This window comes from Isosphaeraceae bacterium EP7 (genome assembly GCA_038400315.1).
Classification (GTDB): domain Bacteria; phylum Planctomycetota; class Planctomycetia; order Isosphaerales; family Isosphaeraceae; genus EP7.
This window is the reverse complement of record CP151667.1, coordinates 1,039,814-1,062,503: the sequence shown is the minus strand read 5'-3', so window position 1 is coordinate 1,062,503 and position 22,690 is coordinate 1,039,814. Positions and strand designations below refer to the sequence as shown.

General features: G+C 68.0%; 26 protein-coding genes. 12 read left to right on the top strand and 14 right to left on the bottom strand.

Annotation, left to right across the window (positions count from 1 at the left end; all coding sequences use genetic code 11):
- Positions 1–137: 137 nt before the first annotated feature.
- From EP7_RS04260 to EP7_RS04240, 5 genes are all read left to right on the top strand, one after another.
- On the top strand, positions 138–698 hold the full coding sequence (locus EP7_RS04260) for a hypothetical protein (RefSeq protein WP_463526350.1): 561 nt from the start codon (positions 138–140) through the stop codon (positions 696–698).
- A gap of 565 nt (positions 699–1,263) precedes the next feature.
- Complete coding sequence (locus tag EP7_RS04255) at positions 1,264–1,704, top strand: hypothetical protein (RefSeq protein WP_463526349.1); 441 nt, start codon at positions 1,264–1,266, stop codon at positions 1,702–1,704.
- A 42-nt stretch (positions 1,705–1,746) separates the two neighbouring features.
- Positions 1,747–2,745, top strand: a complete 999-nt coding sequence (locus EP7_RS04250) for a DUF1559 family PulG-like putative transporter (RefSeq protein ID WP_463526348.1) — start codon at positions 1,747–1,749, stop codon at positions 2,743–2,745.
- 56 nt (positions 2,746–2,801) lie between these two features.
- A complete protein-coding gene (locus EP7_RS04245; RefSeq protein ID WP_463526347.1) occupies positions 2,802–3,077 on the top strand; it encodes a hypothetical protein in 276 nt (91 codons plus the stop codon).
- A gap of 158 nt (positions 3,078–3,235) precedes the next feature.
- The gene (locus EP7_RS04240; protein WP_463526346.1) at positions 3,236–3,487 is read left to right on the top strand and encodes a hypothetical protein; all 252 of its coding nucleotides are present in this window, start codon (positions 3,236–3,238) and stop codon (positions 3,485–3,487) included.
- A 24-nt stretch (positions 3,488–3,511) separates the two neighbouring features.
- On the opposite strand, the gene EP7_RS04235 is transcribed toward EP7_RS04240, so the two are convergent.
- From EP7_RS04235 to trpE, 3 genes are all read right to left on the bottom strand, one after another.
- A complete protein-coding gene (locus EP7_RS04235; RefSeq protein WP_463526345.1) occupies positions 3,512–3,697 on the bottom strand; it encodes a type II toxin-antitoxin system HicA family toxin in 186 nt (61 codons plus the stop codon).
- Complete coding sequence (locus EP7_RS04230; protein ID WP_463526344.1) at positions 3,694–3,909, bottom strand: type II toxin-antitoxin system HicB family antitoxin; 216 nt, start codon at positions 3,907–3,909, stop codon at positions 3,694–3,696. Before EP7_RS04230 ends, EP7_RS04235 begins: the two co-directional genes overlap by 4 nt.
- Positions 3,910–4,162: 253 nt before the next feature.
- Positions 4,163–5,713 carry an anthranilate synthase component I gene (gene trpE / locus EP7_RS04225; protein WP_463526343.1) on the bottom strand — a complete coding sequence of 517 codons (1,551 nt, stop codon included), beginning with the start codon at positions 5,711–5,713 and terminating at the stop codon, positions 4,163–4,165.
- A 332-nt stretch (positions 5,714–6,045) separates the two neighbouring features.
- Between trpE and EP7_RS04220 the strand changes: the two genes are divergently transcribed.
- From EP7_RS04220 to EP7_RS04205, 4 genes are read left to right on the top strand one after another with little or no spacing between them, the layout of a single operon-like run.
- Positions 6,046–6,549, top strand: coding sequence for a UvrB/UvrC motif-containing protein (locus EP7_RS04220; RefSeq protein ID WP_463526342.1), 504 nt, complete (start codon positions 6,046–6,048; stop codon positions 6,547–6,549).
- Between the two features lie 53 nt (positions 6,550–6,602).
- Positions 6,603–7,091: a UvrB/UvrC motif-containing protein gene (locus EP7_RS04215; RefSeq protein WP_463526341.1), complete on the top strand. Its 489-nt coding sequence runs from the start codon at positions 6,603–6,605 to the stop codon at positions 7,089–7,091.
- Complete coding sequence (locus EP7_RS04210; RefSeq protein WP_463526340.1) at positions 7,088–8,155, top strand: protein arginine kinase; 1,068 nt, start codon at positions 7,088–7,090, stop codon at positions 8,153–8,155. Before EP7_RS04215 ends, EP7_RS04210 begins: the two co-directional genes overlap by 4 nt.
- A 51-nt stretch (positions 8,156–8,206) precedes the next feature.
- Positions 8,207–8,926, top strand: coding sequence for a J domain-containing protein (locus EP7_RS04205; protein WP_463526339.1), 720 nt, complete (start codon positions 8,207–8,209; stop codon positions 8,924–8,926).
- On the opposite strand, the gene coaD is transcribed toward EP7_RS04205, so the two are convergent.
- From coaD to EP7_RS04155, 10 genes are all read right to left on the bottom strand, one after another.
- The gene (gene coaD / locus EP7_RS04200) at positions 8,904–9,422 is read right to left on the bottom strand and encodes a pantetheine-phosphate adenylyltransferase (protein WP_463526338.1); all 519 of its coding nucleotides are present in this window, start codon (positions 9,420–9,422) and stop codon (positions 8,904–8,906) included. The genes EP7_RS04205 and coaD overlap by 23 nt on opposite strands.
- A 41-nt stretch (positions 9,423–9,463) precedes the next feature.
- Positions 9,464–10,594, bottom strand: coding sequence for an aminotransferase class V-fold PLP-dependent enzyme (locus tag EP7_RS04195; RefSeq protein WP_463526337.1), 1,131 nt, complete (start codon positions 10,592–10,594; stop codon positions 9,464–9,466).
- A 51-nt stretch (positions 10,595–10,645) separates the two neighbouring features.
- The gene (gene bioF, locus EP7_RS04190; RefSeq protein WP_463526336.1) at positions 10,646–11,806 is read right to left on the bottom strand and encodes an 8-amino-7-oxononanoate synthase; all 1,161 of its coding nucleotides are present in this window, start codon (positions 11,804–11,806) and stop codon (positions 10,646–10,648) included.
- Complete coding sequence (locus EP7_RS04185) at positions 11,803–13,023, bottom strand: beta-ketoacyl-[acyl-carrier-protein] synthase family protein (RefSeq protein WP_463526335.1); 1,221 nt, start codon at positions 13,021–13,023, stop codon at positions 11,803–11,805. Before EP7_RS04185 ends, bioF begins: the two co-directional genes overlap by 4 nt.
- A gap of 27 nt (positions 13,024–13,050) precedes the next feature.
- Complete coding sequence (bioB, locus tag EP7_RS04180) at positions 13,051–14,037, bottom strand: biotin synthase BioB (protein ID WP_463526334.1); 987 nt, start codon at positions 14,035–14,037, stop codon at positions 13,051–13,053.
- A gap of 86 nt (positions 14,038–14,123) precedes the next feature.
- The gene (locus EP7_RS04175) at positions 14,124–14,348 is read right to left on the bottom strand and encodes a hypothetical protein (RefSeq protein WP_463526332.1); all 225 of its coding nucleotides are present in this window, start codon (positions 14,346–14,348) and stop codon (positions 14,124–14,126) included.
- Entirely contained in the window at positions 14,345–14,956 is a 612-nt protein-coding gene (locus EP7_RS04170) for an HYExAFE family protein (protein ID WP_463526331.1), read from the bottom strand. The genes EP7_RS04175 and EP7_RS04170 overlap by 4 nt, the downstream gene beginning before the upstream one ends.
- Before the next feature lie 82 nt (positions 14,957–15,038).
- Entirely contained in the window at positions 15,039–15,593 is a 555-nt protein-coding gene (locus EP7_RS04165; RefSeq protein ID WP_463526330.1) for a YkgJ family cysteine cluster protein, read from the bottom strand.
- Between the two features lie 58 nt (positions 15,594–15,651).
- Positions 15,652–16,485 carry a homocysteine S-methyltransferase family protein gene (locus tag EP7_RS04160; RefSeq protein ID WP_463526329.1) on the bottom strand — a complete coding sequence of 278 codons (834 nt, stop codon included), beginning with the start codon at positions 16,483–16,485 and terminating at the stop codon, positions 15,652–15,654.
- Positions 16,482–17,570 (bottom strand): M50 family metallopeptidase, encoded by a 1,089-nt coding sequence (locus EP7_RS04155; protein ID WP_463526328.1) that lies wholly within the window; start codon positions 17,568–17,570, stop codon positions 16,482–16,484. Before EP7_RS04155 ends, EP7_RS04160 begins: the two co-directional genes overlap by 4 nt.
- Before the next feature lie 213 nt (positions 17,571–17,783).
- Here EP7_RS04155 and aroB point away from each other — a divergent pair, with 213 nt between their 5' ends.
- From aroB to dprA, 3 genes are all read left to right on the top strand, one after another.
- Positions 17,784–18,941 carry a 3-dehydroquinate synthase gene (gene aroB / locus EP7_RS04150; RefSeq protein ID WP_463526327.1) on the top strand — a complete coding sequence of 386 codons (1,158 nt, stop codon included), beginning with the start codon at positions 17,784–17,786 and terminating at the stop codon, positions 18,939–18,941.
- Between the two features lie 66 nt (positions 18,942–19,007).
- Complete coding sequence (locus tag EP7_RS04145) at positions 19,008–20,147, top strand: class I SAM-dependent methyltransferase (RefSeq protein WP_463526326.1); 1,140 nt, start codon at positions 19,008–19,010, stop codon at positions 20,145–20,147.
- Positions 20,140–21,285: a DNA-processing protein DprA gene (dprA, locus tag EP7_RS04140; protein ID WP_463526325.1), complete on the top strand. Its 1,146-nt coding sequence runs from the start codon at positions 20,140–20,142 to the stop codon at positions 21,283–21,285. The genes EP7_RS04145 and dprA overlap by 8 nt, the downstream gene beginning before the upstream one ends.
- On the opposite strand, the gene EP7_RS04135 is transcribed toward dprA, so the two are convergent.
- A complete protein-coding gene (locus EP7_RS04135; RefSeq protein WP_463526324.1) occupies positions 21,282–22,454 on the bottom strand; it encodes a DUF3466 family protein in 1,173 nt (390 codons plus the stop codon). The two genes, dprA and EP7_RS04135, sit on opposite strands and share 4 nt — an antisense overlap.
- Between the last annotated feature and the right edge of the window lie 236 nt (positions 22,455–22,690).

The following is a 22,690-nucleotide window of genomic DNA, read 5'->3' as shown; positions in this document are numbered from 1 at the left end:
CCTAGATTGCCATGGATGGCCCACAAATGATAACGGGCCTCGGATCGAACCACTCGTGGGCTACGACCATGGCAGATGAACTTCGCTCACGGAGAAATCGTGGATTCGGGCTCGAGCTTCTCGAGGGACGGATGCTCATGGCGGCTTCCCCGGCCGTCTTGCACCGGGCCACAGAAGTTTCCGCCTTGCGCCAGGGAGCGGCGGCCTCTGCGGAGAGGTGGGCTTGGCTGGCGAATACCTACTGGATCGTGCCGAAGCCGAACCTCTCCGCGATTATCTACAACTCGGACTCCGGTGCCATCGTCCCGGTGCGCGACCAGACCGTTTATCACATCAGCGGCTATCGCAACGGCTACTTCTGGGGGAAGACGGTCACGCAACTGGGACAAGGCAATCCGACAAGTTCGGCATTGCTCGGGTCGGTGACGCCCCAGGGGCGGGTCTTGCTCGCGTTCACGTCGTCGACCGGCGTTGTCCAGGGGTACGGGACCATGAATCGGCAACGCGGCCAGTGGACGATGGAGAACCAGATGTTCACGACGACATCGTCCGGAACCCAGATCGGCCACTGGGCCTACATGGTCCAGACCCGCCCCGGGATGAGAAGCTGGGCGTCATTGCCGTCGGCCGGGGTTTCCGTACCCACGTTCATGGCGAACTACTCGGGGCCGGTGCCGACCCCCGTCGTCGGGGCCTGATCGGGCGTTGCCGCAGAAGGCGGCATCTGCTCCGCGAGGATGGCGTGAACGCGGCGGCCTGGGCCACGGACACAGCAAGAACATGGAGACCACGATCAAAAGCGTGCGCCCCGGTTCCGGCCCGTTGGGTATCAGTTCGATCGGCCCAATCGCATCGACAACGTCCCTGAAAGGATGGTTGGCATGCAACCGGAGTCGACATAAACGCCCAGCGGGCTGACCTGGCCCTGGACGATCTCGGAGGCATTCAGGAGGCTTCGGGACCTGTTGAGGGTCTCTTCGGATTCATCGGCGGGGATGCTGTCGTAGACGACGTCAAAGGAGGCTCCGTCTCGCTCGTCGCGGCAACCCTTGATGATTGAACATTTTACGCGATTCCTGGAATCTCTTAATTCATTCATTAAACATTCACGGAAGCCGGCTACTCTCGTTGGGAACGAGTGATGAATGCCCGGGGCGTGCTGCAGCATCGGGCGACGGTTTCAACCGAGCGACAATCCCGAACGCGCCTCGGAAGAAGTAAGAACGATGGATCTTGTTGATGTTTAGACTTGAGACGCGGCCGGTGGCCCGATTCGTGGCCCTCGCGCTGCTGGCCGGCGGCGGTTGCTCGGCAGGGGACGGCCTGGCCCGCGAGGCGGTTTCCGGCATGGTGACGCTCGACGGCAAGCCGATGGCTCGGGGCACGATTCAGTTCATCCCGAGGGGTGGGGATTCGAGGGGTGCGGCCTGGGGCCAGATCGTCGCCGGGGCCTACTCGATCCCCGCATCCGACGGCCCGGCCGCGGGCGACTATGGCGTCTCGATCACCCCGGAGGAGGCCGTCGAGCCGGCCGGGCAGGTCGATCAGGCCCCCGGCGAGCCGACACCCAGGCAGGCCGGGCTCGCGACGGGGACGGTCTACACGCCGATCTCGGCCCTTGGCGCGACCATCGCTTCGGGCCATGCCAACAGATTCGACTTCGGCCTGAGCAAAGCCCGATCCCCCCGCCTTCGCGGACGCTAATCGCTCGCCCGGCTTGATCCTTCCTTGATTCATAGGATTCCGATGCGCAACGCTCAACGCAGGGGTTTCACCCTCATCGAACTGCTGGTGGTCATCAGCATCATCGCGGTCCTGATCGCCTTGCTCCTGCCGGCCGTGCAATCGGCCCGCGAGGCCGCCCGGCGGATGCAGTGCACCAACAACCTGAAGCAGATCGGCCTGGGGTTGGCCAATTACGAGTCGACCAAAGGCAGCCTGCCGGCCGGCATCAAGGGATGCTGCTGGGGCACCTGGGTCGTCTTCGTGCTCCCGGCCATGGAACAGACCGCGGCCTTCAACGGCTGGAATTTCGCCGGGGATAACTCGACCGCGGGGGCGGCCGGCGGCTCGAACGCGACGGTCCTGCGCTACAGCGGCGCCGCCAATACCACGATCTCGCAGACACTGTTTAACGTCTATCTCTGCCCCAGCGACCAGCCGAACAAACCCCTGTCCGGGATTCCTTCGTTCAATTACGCCGCGAACTTCGGCAACACGACGATGTATCAGCTTCCCACGATCGGGACCGGCGACGACCTGGTGTCGTTCCAGAAGGCCCCGTTCACGGATATGTGGCCGGCCACGGCCGTCAACGGAGGCCCCAAGGGGTACACGGTCTCGCAGTCCGGCACCGTGACCTTCGCATCGATCACCGATGGCACGAGCAACACGATGGTCATCTCGGAGATCATCCAGGGAAAGCAGCCTGGCGACCTGCGAGGGTTCGTGCACTGGGGCTACGCGGCGGCCTTCGAGACCAACCTGTCGCCCAATAGCCGCCTCCCCGATGTCCTCTGGTCGAATTACTGCAACCCGGCCAATCTGGGGGGCGCTCCCCCCTGCATCATCCAATCGCTGGCCAAGAACACCGTGTTGGGGGCCCGCAGCCAGCACGCCGGCGGCGTGAACGCGGCCTTCGCCGACGGCCACGTCCAGTTTGTCAAGAATTCAATCAGTATGCCGGTCTGGCGAGGGATCGGCTCGATCGCCGGCGGCGAGGTCATCAGCTCAGACTCTTACTGAGGCGGATCAGCTTCGCTTCAACCACGCATCGGCCCGCTCTATTGTGAGTGGGCCGATTGCGTTTCGAACGTGGGGCGGCGCCCTACGGCATGGGGCCCCTCATCGCAGCCAAGGAAGGGTGGGCCTGGAATCCCGTCAGGGCGGGCGAATCGAGCGACATCGAGTACGGCCCGCATACCTGGTACACCGAGGGGACCACCGCCGAGACCTTCCGCAACGCCGAAACCCTCGACGAAAGCCGGCTTGGCACCGACGCCGCCGTCCGCGAGCACAATGTCAACCGCATCACAGGCCTGGACGACGATCCCTCAGCCCGCCACTGGAAGCGTTAAGGCGAGCAACTGGTGATCGTGGTTGATCGTTATTTCGAGGCCCGGCGCCCCTTGAAATGGCCAGTCGATCGCGGCATGATCCGCGACGGCCTTAATTTGACTTGAACGGACCATGCCAAAACAAAAGGAGGTTTACTATCAATTGGACAGCGGAGATCATGACTGACCCGATGCGAGATCATCAACTGCATGTTGAATTGGAGGAGAATGGAAACTTCCGAGCGAGGATCATTCAGGACAAGTCGGGGCAACTTCAGCTTCGAATCTACGCGGGCTCCGACTTCTCCATTCCAATCGAGTGGCTGATGGGGATCCTACAACGATTTTCAGGAGATCTTCAAGCTGAGAAGGTTCCCGATGAAGGACGCCATGGTCAGAGCGACGGAAATCGTCCCTCGCCTTCCCATTGATCTCTCAGGAAAAGTGGCCGGCGATCAGGGCTCGGGAACACGCAGATCGCGGCAGATCTTGCGGGCCAAAAACTCATGAATCTCGTTATGTCGCGGGACCGTCGACGTGACAGGGATGGCCGGGTTGACAAACACGGTATGGCGGCCGCCCTCTCGAAGGAGTAAGCAACCATTCGCTTCCAGGTGACGGACGAGGTCGCGGCGTTTCATGCCGGCAAAACGAACGGCTCGCGTGTCACCCGACACCCCTCAATCGATTGCTCCGCCAATTGTCGATTGGCTTCCAGGATCAGGGCCACGGCCTCATGGAGGTTCTCGCGAGCCTCATCCAGGGTCGCACCTTGAGTGTTTGCGCCGGGCAATTCCTCGACGAACGCGACGTAGCCCTCTGGAACTTCGATGAAAACCGCAGTGAGTGACATAGGCGTGCTCTGATTTGCAGGAGTCTGTACGCCGACAAGCCATCGAAACTCAGCATGGCCGCGGGACAACTTTCAAGCAAGTTTATTTCGATTCAACAGCCCCTGGGCTTTTCCGCGCGGCTACGTTGGGCCTGCTTCTGGGAGCGGCTGCAATGAGCTTCGGGCATGGTGCGGGGACCGGGCCCAGGAATGCATCGGCGGGGCTTTGTGTTTTCATGCTCACGCTTCGCGAGAGCATGGCACCCGAGAGGGGTCAGGCGGGCGGTGGGGAGAGTTGGTCCTGGGCGATCTCGATGGCTTTCAGGAGGCCTCGGGCTTTGTTGAGGGTCTCCTCGTATTCGTCGGCGGGGATGCTGTCGTAGACGACTCCGCAGCCGGCCTGGATGTAGGCGGTCTGTCCCTGGAGGACCATGGTCCGCAGGGCGATGCAGGTGTCCATGTTGCCGGTGAAGTCGATGTAGCCGACGGCCCCGCCGTAGGGGCCCCGGCGGTGGGGCTCGACCTCGTCGATGACCTGCATGGCGCGGACCTTGGGGGCCCCGGAGACGGTCCCGGCGGGGAGGCCGGCTCGGAGGGCATCGAAGGCGGTCTTACCGGCGGCCAGGCGGCCGATGACGGTTGAGGAGATGTGCATGACGTGCGAGTAACGCTCGACGGCCATGATCTCGCTGATCCGGACGGTGGACAACTCGGCGACGCGGCCGACGTCGTTGCGGCCGAGGTCGACGAGCATGATGTGCTCGGCGCGTTCCTTGGGATCGGCCAGGAGTTCCTCGGCGAGGGCCCGGTCCTCGGCGTCGTCGGCGCCTCGCTTGCGGGTGCCGGCGAGGGGTCGGATGGTGACTTCTCCGTCCTCGACGCGGACGAGGATCTCGGGGGAGCTGCCGATGAGGCGGGTCTCGCCGAAGGTCAGGTAGAACATGAACGGGCTGGGGTTCACCACGCGCAGGACGCGGTAGATGTCGAACGGCTGCGCGGTGGTCTCGACCTTGAGCCGCTGGCTGGGGACGACCTGAAAGATGTCGCCGGCCTTGATGTATTCCTGGCAGTGGCGGACGGCCGACTCGAACTGGTCGCGGGTCATGTTCGACTGGTACTGAAGCGTGGACGGGGCGTCGGTGTCGAGGTCGACCGGCGGCAGCTCGGAGCCCGGAGCGGAGAGGCGGTCGACGAGGGCGTCAACGCGGCAGGCGGCATCGTCGTAGGCGGCGGCGGGGTCGGTGTGGTCGTCGAGGAAGGCGTGGGCGACGACGAGGATGGTCTTGCGGATGTGGTCGAAGATGACCATCGCGTCATAGAAGGCGAAGGCGAGATCGGGCAGATTGCGGTCGTCGGGCGGTGCGTCGGGGAGTCTCTCGGTGTAGCGGACCGAGTCGTACGCGGCATAGCCGACGGCACCGCCGGAGAAGCGCGGGAGGGCGTGGATGGGGGCGGCCTTGTAGCGGTCGAGGAGGGCTTGCAGCTCGCGGAAGGGGTCGTCGCTGGTAGTCCGAATTTCCTCAGCGTGGGGGCGGAGGTGGCGGATGACGACTTCGGGGCCTCGGGCTTCGAATTTAAGGAAGGGGTCGGTGCCCAGGAAGCTGAAGCGGCCGACCTTCTCGCCGCCGACGACGCTCTCGAACAGGAACGACTGGTCGCCGCGCTCGATCTTGCGGAAGGCCGAGACGGGCGTGAGCGAGTCGCTGCTGAGCTGGCGATAGACGGGAATGCAGCGGGCCTGGCCTGCGAGGTCAAGGAACTCGGGCAGCCTGGGCCGGTGGATGGGCTTGCCGGGGGCGACGGGAGCGGGGCCGGGCGGGTTCATCGAGGCGAGTCCTTCCCGAACTGACTGATCGGCCGCGCGGGGTCGGACGGCCGGGCGATGATAGCAGGGGCCGAGGGGGGGCGGCAACCGAGCGGCAAGGTGCCTGCTGCGGCGTGGTCCGATGATTCCGGATGGCCACGTTTGCGGGCAGGTTCGCGCGGGGGCGGGCGCCATCCGGTTGATTGAAGATGGGCCTGGGGCCTAGAATAGGGACTCGGAGCTTTGCGGCCTCCTCGCTCGACTGTGGGCTGGCCCGGCGTGCGTCCCCGGGGACGCGTCGGGCCTGGGTCGCGTCGGGGTGGAGCCCCGGGCCCGGCCGGAGGAACCTGGGGATGAAGTGCCAGAAATGCTCCAAGTCCGCCACGTTCCACATCACGGACATCGAGCGGGGCAAGGCGCACGAGTTTCATTTCTGCGATGAGCACGCCAAGCAGCATCTGGCGCCCGCCGAGGAGGCGGCCGAGTTGACCGACATCGGCAAGGTGGCGCAGAAGCTGATCGCCCCGGGCGGCATGGGGACTGCCCCCGCGCAGGAGAAGCAGACGTGCCCGGTCTGCCAGATCACATTCCAGGAGTTCCGCAATACCGGCAGGCTGGGATGCCCGTACGATTACGTGGTCTTCCGCGACGACCTGATGCCCCTGCTGGAGAATATCCACGAGGAGACCAGGCACGCGGGCAAGGTGCCCAGGCGGTCTCCTCGGTCGAACCAGGACCAGGTCAAGCTGATCCAGCTTCGGAACGACCTGAAGCGGGTGGTGGAGACCGAAGATTACGAGGCCGCCGCCCGGCTACGCGATAAGATCAAGGAAATTGAGCGGGAGCAGGGCCGCTGAGCTTCCCATTAACGCTCCCCCCTCCCCCCTTCCAGGGCCGACGGCGCGACCAAATGACGACTTGCCAGCGTTGCACCGAGACGGCGACGGTCCACGTGACCGAGACCGTCGAGGGCCGGCGGCGCGAAATTCACCTGTGCGGCCCGTGCGCCCGCCGGGCGGGCCTGATCGCCGCGGAGGAAGTCCCCCCGCTCCCTCTGGAGGGGGTGGTGCAGGGCCTGATCCTGGCGCACGTCGGCGAGCTCGTCGGCGAGGTGGCCGCGCTGACCTGCCCGGATTGCGGCTTGAAGTTCATGGAATTCCGCCGCGGCGGCCGGCTCGGCTGCCCGCGGGACTACGAGGCGTTCTCGATCGGCCTGATCCCGATCCTGGGTCGCACGCAGGGGGCCACCCGTCACGTGGGCAAACGGCCGAGGCGGCCGGCCCGCGGTGTCGACCGGCTCCGGCTGCGATCCCTCTTGCGTCGGGCGATCGCCCGCGAGGATTATGAACAGGCCGCGCGACTCCGCGACCAACTCCGCCTCGAGGACGGCGACGAATGAACCTGGATGACCTGACAGGGACTTCCGGCGAGTGGCTCAGGGGCTCGGGCCCCGAGAGCGACATCGTCATGTGCTCGAGGATCCGCCTGGCCCGGAACCTGGCCGATTTCCCGTTCATCAACCGCGCCAGCCGCGGCGAGAAGGCCGAGATCGAGGCGACCTTCAAGTCGAAGATCATCCAGCCCGGCGAGCTGGAGCTGTCGTACCTCGACGTCAACGGGATGAGCTCGCTGAACCGGCAATTCCTCGTCGAGCGGCAGCTGATCTCCCGCGAGCACCAGGCGGCCGACTGGCCGCGTGGCGTGGCCATCGGCCCGCGCGAGAACATCTCGATCATGGTCAATGAGGAGGACCACCTCCGCATCCAGGTGATGCTCTCGGGCCTCTCGCTGCACGACGTCTGGGACCGGATCAACCGGCTCGACGACCAGATCGAGGCGCGGCTCGACTACGCCTTCAGCCCGCAGCTCGGCTACCTGACGGCCTGCCCCACCAACGTCGGGACCGGGATCAGGGTGGGCGTGATGCTGCACCTTCCGGGCCTGGTCGAGACGAAGCAGATCGAGAAGGTCTTCCGGGCACTGCAGAAGATCAACCTGGCGGTGCGCGGGCTCTACGGCGAGGGGACGCAGGCGTTCGGCGACTTCTATCAGATCTCCAACCAGCAGACCCTGGGCAAGAGCGAGCTGGAGCTGATCAGGAACCTCAACGACGTCATCCCGCAGATCATCACCTACGAGCGCCAGGCCAGGCAGGCGCTGCTGGGCGAGAAGCGGAACCAGCTGCTGGACAAGGTGAGCCGCGCCTACGGCCAGCTTAAGACGGCGCACCAGATCTCCAGCGAGGAGACGATGCTGCTGCTCTCCAGCGTCCGGCTCGGAATTAACCTAGGCTTGATCGACGACCTGGAAATTCCGACCGTCAACGAGCTGTTCATCCACACGCAGCCGGCCCACCTCCAGCGGCTCCAGGGGGCCGAGCTGAGCAGCGATGAGCGTAACATCGCCCGGGCGTCATATCTCCGCACCAAGCTAGGCAACGGCCGGCTCCCCGAAACCGAGTGAACCGACGCCGACGGGGGCCCGACATCCCCCCGTTCGGCCGGATGATGAGGAGTGCGTCACGCAGTGCCGATCCACAGCTTCCAGCTCGACCCGAGCGACATCCTGGGCATCTCCTCCGATGCTTCGCTGCAGGAGATTCGCGACGCCTATCGGCTGAAGTCGAAGATCCATCACCCCGACGTCGGCGGCGAAGCCTGGGCCTTCCGGGTTCTCTACCAGGCCTACGAGATCATGAGCGCCGCGCGGGTGACGCGGGCCACCCAGCAGCCGGGAGCCCCCTCAAGGCCGACCCCGACGAGGCCCGCGCCAGAAGAGCCGGCCCGGACCGAGCGGAGGTCGTCCAGCGAGACGGTGCGCCACGGGCTCGCCGACAAGATGGATGACCCGGCCGACGTGGTGGGCATTGAGATCCTCTGGGCCCGGTATGACGCCCTGAATTCCTGGATCTTCCAGCCCAACGAGGTCGACGGCCGAAGCCTGAGCTGCTGCCTGTACGTCACCTGGCCCGACCCGGCCGCCGCAGTGCCCCCCGACGAGCGGGGCGATACGCTCGAGATCCTCGACACGATCTTCGACGAGATGATCGTGGCCACGCGCAGCCAGTCGTCTCTGTCCAGGATCGACGAGGGTGACTTCAGCGCCTGGCTGTCCTACCCCACGGCCGACCAGGCCTGGATGGCGTTCCGGAGCTTCCGCGAGGCGCTGCACGCACAACAGCTCGGGGTGAAGCAGTGGTCGCGCGACCTGCTCATCCCCCGCGACTGGAAGTAAGCCGGATCCGCTCCAGGATGGGCGAGACCAGCTCATGGGGGACAAACTTGCCCAGGGCGTCGCCGCCGCCGTGGCGAGCGACCTGCTTGATGAGAGAGCTGGAGACGTGCGAGTACTCGCCGTCGGCCATCAGAAAGACCGTCTCGACCTCGGGGTCGAGCCGGGCGTTGGTCAGCGACATGCTGAACTCATACTCCATGTCGGAGAGCGTACGCACCCCGCGGAGGATGACGCGGGCGCCCAGGCGGCGGACGAAGTGGACGGCCAGATCCTCAAAGGCCTCGACCGTGACGTTGTCGTAGGGGGCCACCACGCGCGTGGCCAGCGAGACTCGCTCGTCGACATCGAAGAGGGTCGGCTTGCTCGGGTTCACGCCGATGCCAACGAACAGGTGGTCGAAGAGGAGTCGTCCCCGGCGAATGACGTCGAGGTGGCCGAGGGTCAGGGGGTCGAACGTGCCGGTGAAGACGGCCGTTCGTGCGGACGTCGGGCGCATGGGTCTTGGTTCCTGGTTCGTGCTTCGATCGGTCCGCGTCGTCAACTCCCGAGCAGCTCGCCGAGCCGGCCCAGGTCGTCGTCGTCGTTATAAATGTGGGGGCTGACGCGGAGCCGGCCCGCCCGGCATGAGACGACCACGCCGGTCTCGCGCCCGTGCCGGACGATCGACTCGGGGTCGACACCCGCCCTGGACAGCGAGACGATGCCCGCGCAATCGGCCGGCTTGCTGGACCCGAAGACGGTCCAGCCCCGGGCCCGGGCCACCTCGCGGACGGCGTCGGCGCGGTCGAGGATCCGGGCCGAGACGGCGTCGAAGCCGATCTCCTCGAAGAGCGCGAGGCTCTGGCCGAACGCCTGGATGCCGGCCATGTTGTAGCACCCCCCCTCCCAGCGCCTGGCGTCGGGCTTGAGGGTGAAATTGTCGCCGGAATACGCATGGGCGTCGACCACGCTGTGGGCACCCAGCGTGCCCAGGCATCGGAGCTGTTCGATCCATTCGCGGCGGACGTAGAGGATTCCGGCCCCTTCGGGACCGAGCAGCCATTTGTGGCCGTCGGCAGAGAGGAAGTCGATCGGCGTTCGCTTCACGTCGAGGGTCAGCGGCCCTAGCCCCTGGATCGCGTCGACGAGCAGGGCGACGCCGCGCCTCTTGCAGATCTCGGAGAGGACGTCCAGGTCGTTGCGGAAGCCGGTGGAGAACTCGACGAAGCTGATCGCGAGCACGCGGGTGGTGCCGTCGATGGCCGCCTCGATGTCCTCGGGCTGGATCCGGCCGTCGCGCGCGGCCACCCTGCGAAGGGTCACTCCTCGCGACGCCAGATTCATCCAGGGATAGACGTTGGACGGGTATTCGTCGGCGGCCGAGATCACGCTGTCGCCGTCGCGCCAGGGGAATCCCTCGGCGACCAGGCCGATGCCCAGCGTGGTGCTGGCGACGAACGCGACCTCGCCGGCGTCGGCGTTGATGAGTCGTGCGGCACGCAGGCGGGTCTCTTCGAGGTGCTTCTGCCAGTGGGTCCACAGGACCACCGCGTCGGTCTCCTGCCCGTCGACCCATCGGCGCAGGGCGTTGCCCGACCGGCGTGGCAGGGGTGCCACCGCGGCGTGGTCGAAGTAGGCCCACTTGCGGGCCACGGGGAACTCATCTCGGCGGATCGCCGCCCAATCCATTGCGTGTCACTCCGGGTGCAAATTTCGAGGCGTGGCAGGCTCGCCATCAGATCATATGGCGCCGATGGCGCCCAGGAGGGCGGCCAGGTCGCCATCGGTGTGCGAGGCGCAGAAACCCAATCTGAGTCGTGACGTGCCACGCGGGACGGTCGGCGGGCGGATTGCGCCGACGAGCAGGCCTCGCTCCTTGAGGCGGCCTGCCAGAGCAAGCGTCTCGCGCTCGTCGCCGATCAAGACCGGGACGATCGCCGACCGCGAGTCGCCCACGTTCTGGCCCGGGGCCACCATCGCGGTGCGAAACCGATCGGCCAGTTCGAGCGCGTGAGCACGCCGCCAGGGTTCGGAAATCGAGATGCAGAGGGCCTCGCTCGCGGCGGCGGCGGCGGCCGGGGGGAGGCCCGTCGAGTAGATGAGCGGCCGGGCCCGGTTGATGAGAAAGTCGACTAGCCGCCCCGAGCCAGCGACGAATCCCCCCACCGATCCCAGAGCTTTCGACAGGGTGCCGACCTTGATCGAGACGCGGTCGGAGACGCCCAGAAGCTCGGCGGAGCCGCGCCCGGTCGGGCCGAGGAGCCCGGTGCCGTGGGCCTCGTCGACGAGCAGCATCGCCCCGAACTCGTCGGCCAGGTCGGCCAGGCGAGGCAGGGGCGCGAGGTCGCCGTCCATGCTGAAAACGCCGTCGGTGGCGATCAGGATCCGGCGGAATCGGCCTACGTCTCGTGAAAGGGAGCGGGCCAGGCGGTCGGCGTCGGCATGGGGGTAGACGCGGAGGGTGGCTCCCGAAAGGCGGGCTCCGTCAACCAGGCAGGCGTGATTGAGGCGGTCGAGGTAAACGGCGTCCCCCGGACCGACCAAGGCCACGATCGTGCCGAGATTGGCGGCGAACCCGCTGGGGAAGAGGGCCACGGCCTCGGCGCCCTCGAAGGCGGCCAAATCGGCGGCGAGCTTCTCGTGCGGCTCGCGCCAGCCCGTGACGAGCGGGCTTGCCCCGGCCCCCCAGCCGAATGTCGCGGCGGCCTCGTTGGCGGCGGCGGCCAGCCGGGGGTCGGCGGCTAGGCCGAGGTAGTCGTTGGAGGCGAAGTTGATCAGGGTCCGGCCGTCGTGGACGACTCGGCCAGGAGCCCCGCCGCCGAGCGGGCGGAGGTGGCGGTCGAGCCCCTTGGCGGAGAGTGCGGCCAGCTCATCATCGATCCAGGCGAGCGGGTCGTTCAACGGCTCGGCCCTTCCGGACGCTTGAGGACCGCCGCCGCCAGGTGGCCGCCGAAGCCGATCGACAGCTTCAACGCCGCGCGAATCGGTCTCGATCGCCCGACGTGTGGGGTGCCGTCGAGGTCGCACGCGGGGTCGGGGTCGTCGAGATTCAGGGTCGGCGGGATGAATCCGTCGCGCATCGCCAGGGCGGTCAACGCAAGCTCGACCGAGCCGGCGGCCCCCAGAGCGTGGCCAATCTGGCCTTTGTTGGCCGAGCAAGAGATTCGGTCGGCGTCTGCCCCGAAGGCCCTACGGATCGCCCGGCATTCGAGGGGGTCGTTGACCCGGGTCCCGGTGCCGTGCACGTTGATGTGGTCGACCTCCTCGCGGCAGACGCCGGATCGGGCCAGCGCCAGGGTGATCAGGCGGGCGAGGCCGGTCGGGTCGGGATTCAGGTCGGTTTCATGATAGGCGTCGGCGCCGAGCGCCCCGCCGGCCAGTTCGACGTAGGGGAGGACACCTCGGGCGCGGGCCAGGTCGGCTCGCTCCAGGACCAGGACGGCGGCCCCTTCGCCGACGACGAAGCCACGTCGACCGCGATCCCAGGGGCGGGCGAGGATCCGGGGGTCGGAGTCGGCGGCGGCCAGGGCGAGGGCCTTCATCCGGCGGAAAGCACCGAGGATGAGTGGATCGAGCGAGGCATCGGCGCTGCCGGCCAGGGCGACGTCACATGCGCCTCGGAGGATCAGGTCGCGGCCCTGGAGGACGGCCACGAGCCCGGTGGCGCAGGCCGCGATCGGCGCCAGGTTCGGGCCGAGCAGGCCGAATCGATGGGCGACGTGGCGGGCACCGACATCGGGCCAGGCCGCCGCCCAGAGCGCCGCCGCGTGCCCCTTGTTCCCGGACACCAGGCCGACATGGGCCGCGGACAGGCGATCGATGCACCCCTTGCTCAGGCCGATGAGGGTGGCGATCCGTTCGGGATCGGCGCCTGCGGAATCGAGCCGGGCGTCGGCCCAGGCCTCGACGGCGGCGAGGTCGAGCAGCCGGAGGGCCCTGGAACCGCCGGGGTCGGGCAGGTCGACCGGACAGCCGACGACCGGGCCGAAGCCTGGGACGTCGAGCCAGCGCGCGGCCGAACGGCCGGCGCATGCGGCCGACCAGGTCGACTCTCGATCGGGGCCAAGGCCGGTCATCAGGCCGATGCCGGTGATGACCACGGCGGGCGCGTCGCTCATGGGCGTTGCGTCCCCGCGATCTCAGTGTCAGTCGGCATGGACGGCGGCGGGCATCGGGGTCAGGCCCAGGCGCTCGAACATCTGCTTGTCGCGGTCTACGGCCGGGTTGGGGGTCGTCAGCAGCTTGTCGCCGGCGAAGATCGAGTTGGCGCCGGCGAGGAAGCAGAGCGCCTGGTCGCTCTCGGTCATCTCCAGCCGGCCGGCGGAGAGCCTGACCATGGCGGCGGGCATCAGGATCCGAGCGGTCGCGATGGTGCGTACCATGTCCCAGATGTCGACGCGGGGGCGGTCGGCGAGCGGGGTGCCGGGGACGGCGACCAGCGCATTGATGGGCACGCTTTCCGGCGGGACGGGGAGGTTGGCCAGCGTGGCGAGCATGGCCACGCGGTCGGCTACCGTCTCGCCCAGGCCGACGATGCCGCCCGAGCAGACGGTGATGCCGGCGTCGCGGACGTGCTGGATGGTCTCCAGGCGGTCGGTGTAACCGCGAGTGGAGATGACCTCGCCGTAGAACGACTCGGAGGAGTCGAGGTTGTGATTGTAGGCGTCGAGGCCGGCGTCCTTCATCCGCCGGGCCTGGTCGGCGTCGACCATGCCGAGGGTGCAGCAGGCCTCGAGACCGAGCTGCTTGACGCCGCGGATCATGTCCAGCACGCGGTCGAACTGGGCGTTGTCCTTGACCTCACGCCAGGCGGCCCCCATGCAGAAGCGGGTGGCGCCCGACTCCTTGGCGCGGGTGGCGGCGTCCAGGACCTCGGCGACGTCGAGCAGGGGCTCGGCCTTCACGGCGGTGTGGTAGCGGGCGGCCTGCGGGCAGTAACCGCAGTCTTCCGGGCAGCCGCCGGTCTTCACCGAAAGGAGGACGCAGACCTGGACCTTGGAGGGATCGTGGTGCGCCCGGTGGACCTCGGCGGCGCGGTAGATCAACTCCAGGACGGGAGTCCGGTAGATCCGGTCGACCTCGTCGGTGGTCCAGCGGGTGTACTCGGCCGTCGCGGCACGGTCGTTGGGCATCGCGTCGTTCTCGTCCGTGGGGCGGCGCGGGGGGGACCCGTGCGGTCTCGTGTGGGTCAAGCGGGAATGAACGGACCGGCCGCGACTCAGCGGCGGGCCGGCTTGCAGAGGGCGAAGATGGCGCCGCCGGCGAGCAGCGAGGTGACCAGGTAGCCAGGAGCGGTGCTCCCCTTACCGTCGTCTGCCCCTTCGCGGGCGGGGACGTCAAAAAACCCGTCGGTCGGGTCTTTGGCCAGGGCGTAGCCGGGCGCCAGCAGCAGCGTCAGGGCGAAGGCCGGCAGGGCAAGATGGCGGAGGATACGGGTCGTCATCGGTCGCTCTCCGACGGGGACTGGGTCTCGAATCGTCCGGGTCCGACGGCCGCGGCGACGCGGGTCGGTGTGCGGCTCACTGCGGCGCTGGGCTGCCGGGGGATCCACTCTTCGAGCGGGCGGACCCGCTTGCGGAAGGCGGCCCGGGCCATGGCGACGGCCTTCCAGGCGGGCCCGCGCGAGCGGAGATGCCGCAAGTAGTCATCCAGCCCGACCGCCCAGAAGCGGTAGGACAGGTCATGGAAGCTGAACGAGCCGTCGCCCGGGGGCAGCGGGAACGGCGGAGGGGCCTCGGCGTAGGCGAATACCAGGATCGAGCGGAAGCCGGGGCCGAAGAGGTCCTGCCAGCGTGAAAGCCCGTCGAGGTCGTCGGTGGTCACCCAGTTCTCCCAGGGGCGTCGCCCCCGGGCGTCTTTGGCCCGCTTTCCCTTCACCTCGACGACCAGGTTCGAGCCGCCGCGAGGATAAAGCAGGAAGTCGGGGCTCTTGAGGCAACCGCCGTCCTCGGTGAGGGCGCGCTTGGCCTCGTCGACCGCCACGCAGGGGATGCGCAGCGACCGGACGTGGGCTTCGAATGCCGCCTCGTAGTGGTTGGACCGCCTGGCCATCGTCGCTCCGCCGGTCGGACACGGGCCGTCGCCGCGTCCCCATTGTCGCCGCGCCGGGGGCCCTTGGCAACCGCGTTTCGCGTCAGTCCTTCGGCTTGCGACGCCGCTTGACGACTTCGAACGGCGACGCGGGCTCGGCCGCCTGGGTCGGCACGGGCGGGGCCGTCAGGGTGGATAGGGCGACGAACCCGGCTGATTTCGGCGGGCCCGGCAGGCGTTTCGGCGGCTTGGGCGGCGGACTGGGCGGGCGCGGGGGCAGGATGGCCGCGGCGTATTCCCAGAGCTGCTCGGGAACCTCGAAGACCTTCTGGAACGTCCAGTCGTCGTCGTACTCGCACTCGTCGGTCGTATATTCGCGGCAGATCTTGGGGCGGTCGTGGTAGATCCCGCAGCGATTCTCGGGCGTCAGGTAGCGGCAGCGGGACATGACGACCAGGTACCAGGTCCCGTCCTCGACGTAGACGATTGTGTCTCCGTGGGCCAGGTACCAGCGGGTCTCGTCGTAGTCGTCCCAGGTGCGCGGGGTCGCGATCTCGACGGTGAAGTAGCGGCAGCACTTGCCGGGGCAGAAGTCGCAGAGGCAGGCCCCGGGCGGGATCGCCTCGCGCGGGGGCTGGACTTGGGTTCGTTCGGCCAAGGGAACTTTCTCGGGATCGGGCCGGGGGCGGGCGGGGCGAAGGGTCGGATCTGGCCCCTCAAGCCTGGATCGGTGCGACCCCGCTGTCAAGCGCCCGGCGCATCGCGGCCAGGTGAACCTCGGTCGTCCCGCAGCAGCCCCCGACGAACCGGGCCCCCAGATTGGACAGCTCGACGGCCACCCTCGCGAGTTCTTCCGGCGTGGCCGGACGCTGGCCTGGCATCGCGCCCGACGGCTTGACCCAGACGGGCAGCCGGGTCGAGCCCACCAGCGTCCGGACCATCTCGACGACCTTGCGAGCCGGCCAGACGCAGTTCAGGCCGATCGCCGAGGCCCCCAGGTTCTCGATCTTAATGGCGGCGTCCGCATCATCGGGCCAGGTCCAGAAGCTGACGACCACGGGCAGGCCTTCCCGGATGATCGGGGCGACGACATCGAGAGCGACCAGGGCTGCGGGGAGGTCCATCGTCTCGAAGATGAGGCCGTCGACGCCCGCCTCGGCGAGGGTCACCGCCTGGTCGCGGCAGGCACCGAGGTCCGGGCTCGAGACCGAGGTCGGACCGAGGCCGCCGAAGACCAGGCGGTCGGGGCCGGCGGCCTGGCGGGCGAGGGCCACGGCGGCCCGGTTGATCGCTACAAACCGATCGGCCAGGCCCAGGCGTTCGAGCCAGGCTCGATTGGCGCCGAAGGTATTGGTGAGCAGGACGTCGGACCCCGCGGCCACGTCGCGGCGGTGGATGTCGAGGACGTCGTCCGGACGGCTGAGGTTCCAGGCGCAAGGGTCGTCATCGCGGAGGTCGAGCCCGCGCGCGATGAGCCGGGTCCCCATGGCGGCGTCGAGCAGGAGCGTTCCTCGGTCGAGGAGAAGGCGGCGGGCCGACGGCTCGTTCACGTGAGGCCGGTCTTCTTGCGATAGTCGCGGCTGGCGCGTTCGAGAAACCGGCGTTCGTCGGCGCTGAGAGACTCGCGGCCGCCGTCGTAGATCTTCTGGAGCAGCTCGTCGACTCGCCGATCCTGCTCGGCCTCGAGGGCGGCCTTGCGGAGGCGCCGGGCCTCGGTCCTCCGCGACTTCCAGCGGGTGATGGCCCACTGCGGATGAGGCCGGACCCTGGCGGAGGCGGAGTCGAGGCTGGTATAGCCCTCGGAGAAGTCGTAGCCGAAGAGGGTGTCGTCGAAGAAGCCGCCGTCTTCCAGGAAGCGGGCCTCCAGGCGGAACATCCACTCGACGACCAGGGCCAGGGAGAACAGGGCGAACGCCGCGCCGGCCTGGCTCTGGCTGTAGAGCAGGAGCTTGATGAGCCCCACGGCCGTCAGCAGCAGGACCACCACGCGCGACGTGTAGGGGGCGTAGGAACTCTCGCGCGAGGGGACGGAGGAGATGTTGGCGAGCAAGGCCCGGAAGGCCCGGCCTCCGTCGAAGGGGAGCGCCGGGATGAGGTTGGCCCAGAAGAGCACGATGTTGAGATAGGCGAACCAGCCGGCGAACCAGGCCACGCTGAACGCGGGGACCGCGGCGCGGGCGGCGCCAGCCTTGGCGATCAGCAGCGGGGCTCCCCCGGAGCCGAGGCCGTTGCCGAAGGGGCTCCAGATCGCCTCGGCGTCCGCCGAGAGGTTCACCGCGACGGCCCCGACGAAGAAGGCGATCAGGCTGGCGAGCGGGCCAGCCAGCGCGACCCAGATCGCCTCGGGAGAACGGGGCTCGCGCGAGGGCGAGGTCAGGTTGCCCAGCGGCCAGAGGCGGATATCGTCCGGCTCGACGCCGAACCACCAGGACGCGGCGATGTGGCCCAGCTCATGCACCGCCAGGGCCAGCAGCAGAAGGCCGCCCCAGCAGGCGGTCTCCAGGACGGGATGGCCCGACGACAGGGCCGAGCTCAGCAGCTTCAGGCCGAGGAACAGGGGGAGCGACCAGTGAATGCGGGCCCGGATGCCCGCCCAGCGCCCCAGGTCGATCGTCCACGTCAAGGGATCGGTCATTGGCGGCCATCCGCGGCGAGTTTTCGGAACTCAACACCGGGCCCGACGTCCGTGAAATTCCAGTGTAGCAACCGCGCCCTGGGCCCGCAACGCAACGGCCGCGTCGTGCTGCCCGGGGCGAACGCCCCGCCCCGCGGCCCGCGTGTTATGATCGGGCCATGGGGGCCGGGCAGGCCGCCCTGCACCTCGAACGCCCGTGGACGAGCCGACGCCATGCCCGCTGCCGATGATCGAACGGATGATGCCGTCGAGACCCAACTCGAGGCGACGGCCAGGGTGCCGGTGGACCTGGGGCCACGGTCGTACGAAGTTCGCGTCGTCAGCGACCGCGCCGCCGAGTTCGGCCCGTTCGCCGCCGAGGCCCTTAACGAAACGTGGGCCGGCCGCGGGTGCAAGCTGGCCCTGGTCGTCACCGATGAGAACCTGTCGGGACGCGTCGGGCCCTACGTCGAGGGGCTCGCCGGCGCGGGGATCAGGGCCGAGGTCGCGACGGTCCCGCCCGGCGAGGCCTCCAAGAGCGCCGAGACCGCCTGGACGCTCTACGACCGGCTCATCGAGATGAAGGCCGACCGTCATACGTGCGTCGTGGCCGTGGGGGGCGGCGTGGTCGGTGACCTTTCGGGATATGTCGCGGCGACGTTCGCGAGGGGATTGCCCCTGGTCATGGTCCCCACGACGCTGCTGGCTCAGGTCGATAGCTCGGTCGGTGGCAAGGTTGGGGTGAACCACCCGAGGGCCAAGAACATCATCGGCGCCTTCCACCAGCCGGTGGGCGTCTGGGTCGACACCGCCACGCTGGCCACCCTCCCCGCCCGCGAGCTGAAGTGCGGGCTGGCCGAGGTGGTGAAGTACGGGGTGATCCTGGATGACGACTTCTTCGCCTGGCTGGAGCGCCAGGCGGCTCCGATTGCGGCCGGCGAGCCGGGGCCGCTGCGGCACCTCATCGCGCATTGCTGCCGGCTGAAGGCCGACGTGGTCTCGCGCGACGAGCGCGAGGAGACCGGCCTGCGTGCGGTGCTCAACTTCGGCCACACGATCGGCCACGCCATCGAGGCCGTCGCGGGCTACGGCGGCGGCTACCTGCACGGCGAGGCCGTGGCCGTCGGGATGGTCGCCGAGAGCCGACTTGCCGAGCGTCTCGGGTGGGTCGATGCCGAGACGACCGCCCGGCTGACGGCCCTTCTCGCCCGCTTCGGCCTGCCGGTCTCGGCCCCCGGCCTGGCCCCCGACGCCTTGATCGAGGCCATGGGTCGCGACAAGAAGAACAAAGGGGGCCGGACGAGGTTCGTCCTGCCCAGGCGAATCGGCCAGGTCGAGCTGACCGACGCACCCGACGAGGCCACGATCCGCGACGTGCTGGCGACCCTCTGATCTCGAGTCATCGTGAGAGGGGTGTCGATGTCTGGCGCCAATCTTGCCACTTCTTCAGAGGGACGAATGTCCAAGGTTTTCCACGCACGAGAGATTGGGCGCCTTGTCGAGGAGATCGACGCGTTTGGCGGCCCGAATAAACCAGCCATGGCGGCTTACACAAACGAGTTCATCCTCGAATATGAGACCGAGATCGACCAGACGCTTGATCCGTTCTCAGAGGCCTATGTCTCGCAGCAATTGGCGCTCTATCGCGAGATCGTCGGCCGCGACCCCGATCCGGTTGACACCGAGCAGTATAAAATCGCTGTCAAGCTGCACGCGGCTGCCGCGCACCCTCTCAACGATCGCAACCTGTCCGTCACGGCCAAGCACATGGCAGCCATCAGCAACGTGATTGCCTTGGCCGGCCTGCCGCACGCGGCGCGAGTGCTCGATCTAGGTTGCGGCTGGGGGCAGACCAGCGAAATTCTGGCCTACTGCGGAGCGGAGGTAGTGGCCGTGGACATCAATCCACTATTCGTGGACCTGGTGCGCCAGCGGGCCAAGCGGCTGGGGCTGCCGATCACCGCCGAGGTCGGGACGTTCGAGGGGTTCAGCTCGGCGGAGCCCTTCGACATGGTCTTCTACTATGAGTGCCTGCACCATGCCATCCGCCCGTGGGTGGCGCTGGAGTTCGCCGCCAGGCACGTCAAGCCGGAGGGTCTGATCGCGTTCGCCGGCGAGCCGCTCAACGCGCTGTGGTGGAAGCACTGGGGTCTGCGCCTCGATGCCATCTCGGTGTACTGCATCCGCAAATACGGCTGGTTCGAGAGCGGCTGGTCGGCCGAGTTCCTGATCGCGTGCTTCGAGCGTGCCGGGTTCGTGCTTCGCCTGCATCCTGGCCTTGGAATCGAGGGCAGCCAGGTCGGCATTGCCGACCGCACCGGCACCATCAAACGCGTTTCCGCCTTCGACCGATACGTCTCCTCCATGGAAAAGTTCATCGGCGATCTCCACGCAGCCAATGCGAACCCGCCAGACGAAGTCGGGCCCGAATCAGAGACTGACGCCAGCCAGCGAGATGCGCTCTGCCTGAGCCTGGACTCCGCAGTCGGCCCAAGCACGCCCCCGGCCCTGCCGGAGCAGACCGGCACGCTGAGTGGGGAGTTCGACTCGCCCGGATCGGCGCTGCGCGATCCGAAAGGGATGGGTGTCGATGTCTGACGCCGCTGAGGAAGGTCCCGAGTCAGGAGCGGCCAACGCCCAGCTACGTGATGCACTCTGCCTGAGCCTGGTCTCCGGCGTGGGGCCGAGCACAACGAGGGCACTCCTGGAGCGATTCGGTACCCCGGGAAAGGCCCTCGATGCATCGGGCTCGGCGTTGCGCGACGTGCCGGGAGTGGGGGCGAAGCTGGCCGAGCGGATTGTCGCGGCCAGGCGCGAGCTGGACGTCGACGACGAGCTGGCCGAGTGCGCTCGCGTGGGCGCCCGGGTGATGGCCAAGGGGACGGACGGCTATCCGCCGCCGTTGCTGGACATCCCCGACCCGCCGTCCTTGCTCTACATGCTGGGGACCTACGAGCCGGTGGACCAGCTCGCCGTGGCCATCGTCGGTTCGAGACGCTGCACGCCCTACGGGCTGCGGATTGCCGAGCGGCTGGCGGCGTCACTGGCCCGAGTGGGGATCACGGTCGTCTCGGGCCTGGCCCGGGGCATCGACGCGGCGGCGCACCGCGGCGCCTTGAAGGCAGGTGGCCGGACGATCGGCGTGCTTGCCAACGGCCTCTCGCAGATCTATCCCCCGGAGCACGAACAGCTCGCTGTCGAGGTCGCCTACACCGGCGCGGTCGTCTCCGAGATGCCCATCCGGCAGGGGCCGCTGGCCGGATTGTTCCCGCAGCGGAACCGGGTGATCTCGGGGCTGAGCCTGGGTGTCATCGTGGTCGAGGCCACGGCGCGGAGCGGCTCATTGTCGACCGCCAAGCACGCGATGGAGCAAAACCGCGAGGTCTTCGCCGTGCCGGGTCCGGTGGACAGCCTCGCCAGCCAGGGCTGCCACCGCCTGATCCGCGACGGTGCCCGCCTGGTCGAGACGGTCGACGACGTGCTGGAGGAGCTGGGACCGCTCGCCCGAGTGGTCAAGGCCTCGCCAGGTTCGCCAGGCGTCCGACATCCCGCCGAGCTTTCGCTGTCGGACCTGGAACGGTCGATCCTGGCCAGGCTGGGCGACACGCCGGTTGGCATCGACGAGCTTGTGGCAGCCTCTCGCCTGGGGACCTCGCAGGTGGTCGCCACCCTCAGCGTGCTGGAGATGCGCCGGCTCGTTCGACGCTCGCCTGGCCCCTGCTTCAGCCGCTGCTAATGTGATGAACGACGCAGGGTCCGCATCACGCCCAATGACACGAGGCCAGTGAGCAGCAGGGCAAGGGCCGGCGGCTCGGGCACGATCGCGGCGAACTCGCTCGGGGTCAGCAGGAAGCCGCGGCTCTGGCCGAGGTAGTAGCCGTTGCCGACGATCTGGCCGTGGTCATTGATTCCCGAGGCGGAGGTGAGCGACCAGCCGCTGTCGGGATCCAGCAGCGTGTTCAGGTCGAGCATCCCGTGGGCCTCGGTGAAGAGGAAGGCCGCTGAGAGGTTGGGGCCGACGGTGACCGCGCCGACGATGTCACCTCCCGCGTTGATCGCGTTGGCATAGGACGAGCCGCCGCTGGGCAGCGTCCCCAGGCTCTGCCAGCCCCCGGAAGTCAGTGACCTCCGCACGGCGTAGGTGACGCCCATGCTGTCGGCCGATCCGACGACGATGCCCGCGTCGTTGATCGCCCGGGCCTGGCTGAAAGTCCCGCCGGCAAGGATGCCGAGGTCGATCATCGAGCCGCTGCCGGAGGAGGCGAACGCGTGCCGTGTGCCCGAGTAGGTGTCCGAGACCCCGACCACCATGCCGCTGTTGTTGATCCCGAACCCTTGCGAGTTGACGCCGCCGAGGGTCCCCAGGCCGATCAGTGGGCTGAGCCCGTCGGCGCGGAAAGCCATGCTCTGGCCGCCCTGGAAGGTAGCCGTGCCGGCGATCTGGTTGCCGTCGTTGATGGCATTGCCGACGCTGCCCACGGACTGCCTGCCCCACGAGTCCGAGAGCGGATCGAGGATGTGAGCGGCACCTGGACCGTCCGTGTAATAGCCTCGAGTGACGATCCGGCCGTTGACGAGGGTGTTGCCGGTGCCGACGACCCGTCCCGCCGCGTTGACGTCCCTGCCCTCGGTGTACGTCCCGCCGTTGAGCAGGCCCAGGCTCTCCACCCCGCCGCGACCGTCGGCCCGGAATGCGGTCGTTCCGCCGGTGTTCACCGTGATCAGGCCGGCGCTGGCGCCCGAGCGATTGATCCCGCCGACGGAGAGGGCTCCGCCCGCCGGACCGGGCCCGATGTCGGCAATGATATAGCCGCCCGATGCGGCGTGGGGCATGGTCGAGACGAGGGCGGCGGCAAACGCCAACCCAAGCGCAACCCGAACGATCTGGCGGGCTTCCGACAGCATGCGTTCAAACCCCAACCCTGGGACGTCGTGTCGAGGAGCGAATGCGCCAATCCCTGTTGACGCGCATGGCTGCATGGCCACCTGAATCGAGTTTACTTGACCGAATCCGAGCGAGGCAAGCCCTTCCCCACGACTTTTGTCGCGGCGTGGCCTCGGCACAACGCCGCCCCGCAGGGGCCGAGGCCCGATGCCCCTTCGCCGGGACCGGTCCCCGGTTGTCGCCCGACGGCGGGTCC

Excerpts from the sequence above, each read along its gene's own strand:
- EP7_RS04260 (WP_463526350.1), top strand. The coding sequence starts at position 138 with ATGGCGGCTTCCCCGGCCGTCTTGCACCGGGCCACAGAAGTTTCCGCC.
- EP7_RS04250 (WP_463526348.1), top strand. The coding sequence starts at position 1,747 with ATGCGCAACGCTCAACGCAGGGGTTTCACCCTCATCGAACTGCTGGTG.
- EP7_RS04240 (WP_463526346.1), top strand. The coding sequence starts at position 3,236 with ATGACTGACCCGATGCGAGATCATCAACTGCATGTTGAATTGGAGGAG.
- EP7_RS04235 (WP_463526345.1), bottom strand. The coding sequence starts at position 3,697 with ATGAAACGCCGCGACCTCGTCCGTCACCTGGAAGCGAATGGTTGCTTA.
- EP7_RS04230 (WP_463526344.1), bottom strand. The coding sequence starts at position 3,909 with ATGTCACTCACTGCGGTTTTCATCGAAGTTCCAGAGGGCTACGTCGCG.
- trpE (WP_463526343.1), bottom strand. The coding sequence starts at position 5,713 with ATGAACCCGCCCGGCCCCGCTCCCGTCGCCCCCGGCAAGCCCATCCAC.
- EP7_RS04220 (WP_463526342.1), top strand. The coding sequence starts at position 6,046 with ATGAAGTGCCAGAAATGCTCCAAGTCCGCCACGTTCCACATCACGGAC.
- EP7_RS04215 (WP_463526341.1), top strand. The coding sequence starts at position 6,603 with ATGACGACTTGCCAGCGTTGCACCGAGACGGCGACGGTCCACGTGACC.
- EP7_RS04210 (WP_463526340.1), top strand. The coding sequence starts at position 7,088 with ATGAACCTGGATGACCTGACAGGGACTTCCGGCGAGTGGCTCAGGGGC.
- coaD (WP_463526338.1), bottom strand. The coding sequence starts at position 9,422 with ATGCGCCCGACGTCCGCACGAACGGCCGTCTTCACCGGCACGTTCGAC.
- EP7_RS04195 (WP_463526337.1), bottom strand. The coding sequence starts at position 10,594 with ATGGATTGGGCGGCGATCCGCCGAGATGAGTTCCCCGTGGCCCGCAAG.
- EP7_RS04185 (WP_463526335.1), bottom strand. The coding sequence starts at position 13,023 with ATGAGCGACGCGCCCGCCGTGGTCATCACCGGCATCGGCCTGATGACC.
- bioB (WP_463526334.1), bottom strand. The coding sequence starts at position 14,037 with ATGCCCAACGACCGTGCCGCGACGGCCGAGTACACCCGCTGGACCACC.
- EP7_RS04175 (WP_463526332.1), bottom strand. The coding sequence starts at position 14,348 with ATGACGACCCGTATCCTCCGCCATCTTGCCCTGCCGGCCTTCGCCCTG.
- EP7_RS04170 (WP_463526331.1), bottom strand. The coding sequence starts at position 14,956 with ATGGCCAGGCGGTCCAACCACTACGAGGCGGCATTCGAAGCCCACGTC.
- EP7_RS04155 (WP_463526328.1), bottom strand. The coding sequence starts at position 17,570 with ATGACCGATCCCTTGACGTGGACGATCGACCTGGGGCGCTGGGCGGGC.
- aroB (WP_463526327.1), top strand. The coding sequence starts at position 17,784 with ATGCCCGCTGCCGATGATCGAACGGATGATGCCGTCGAGACCCAACTC.
- EP7_RS04145 (WP_463526326.1), top strand. The coding sequence starts at position 19,008 with ATGTCCAAGGTTTTCCACGCACGAGAGATTGGGCGCCTTGTCGAGGAG.
- dprA (WP_463526325.1), top strand. The coding sequence starts at position 20,140 with ATGTCTGACGCCGCTGAGGAAGGTCCCGAGTCAGGAGCGGCCAACGCC.
- EP7_RS04135 (WP_463526324.1), bottom strand. The coding sequence starts at position 22,454 with ATGCTGTCGGAAGCCCGCCAGATCGTTCGGGTTGCGCTTGGGTTGGCG.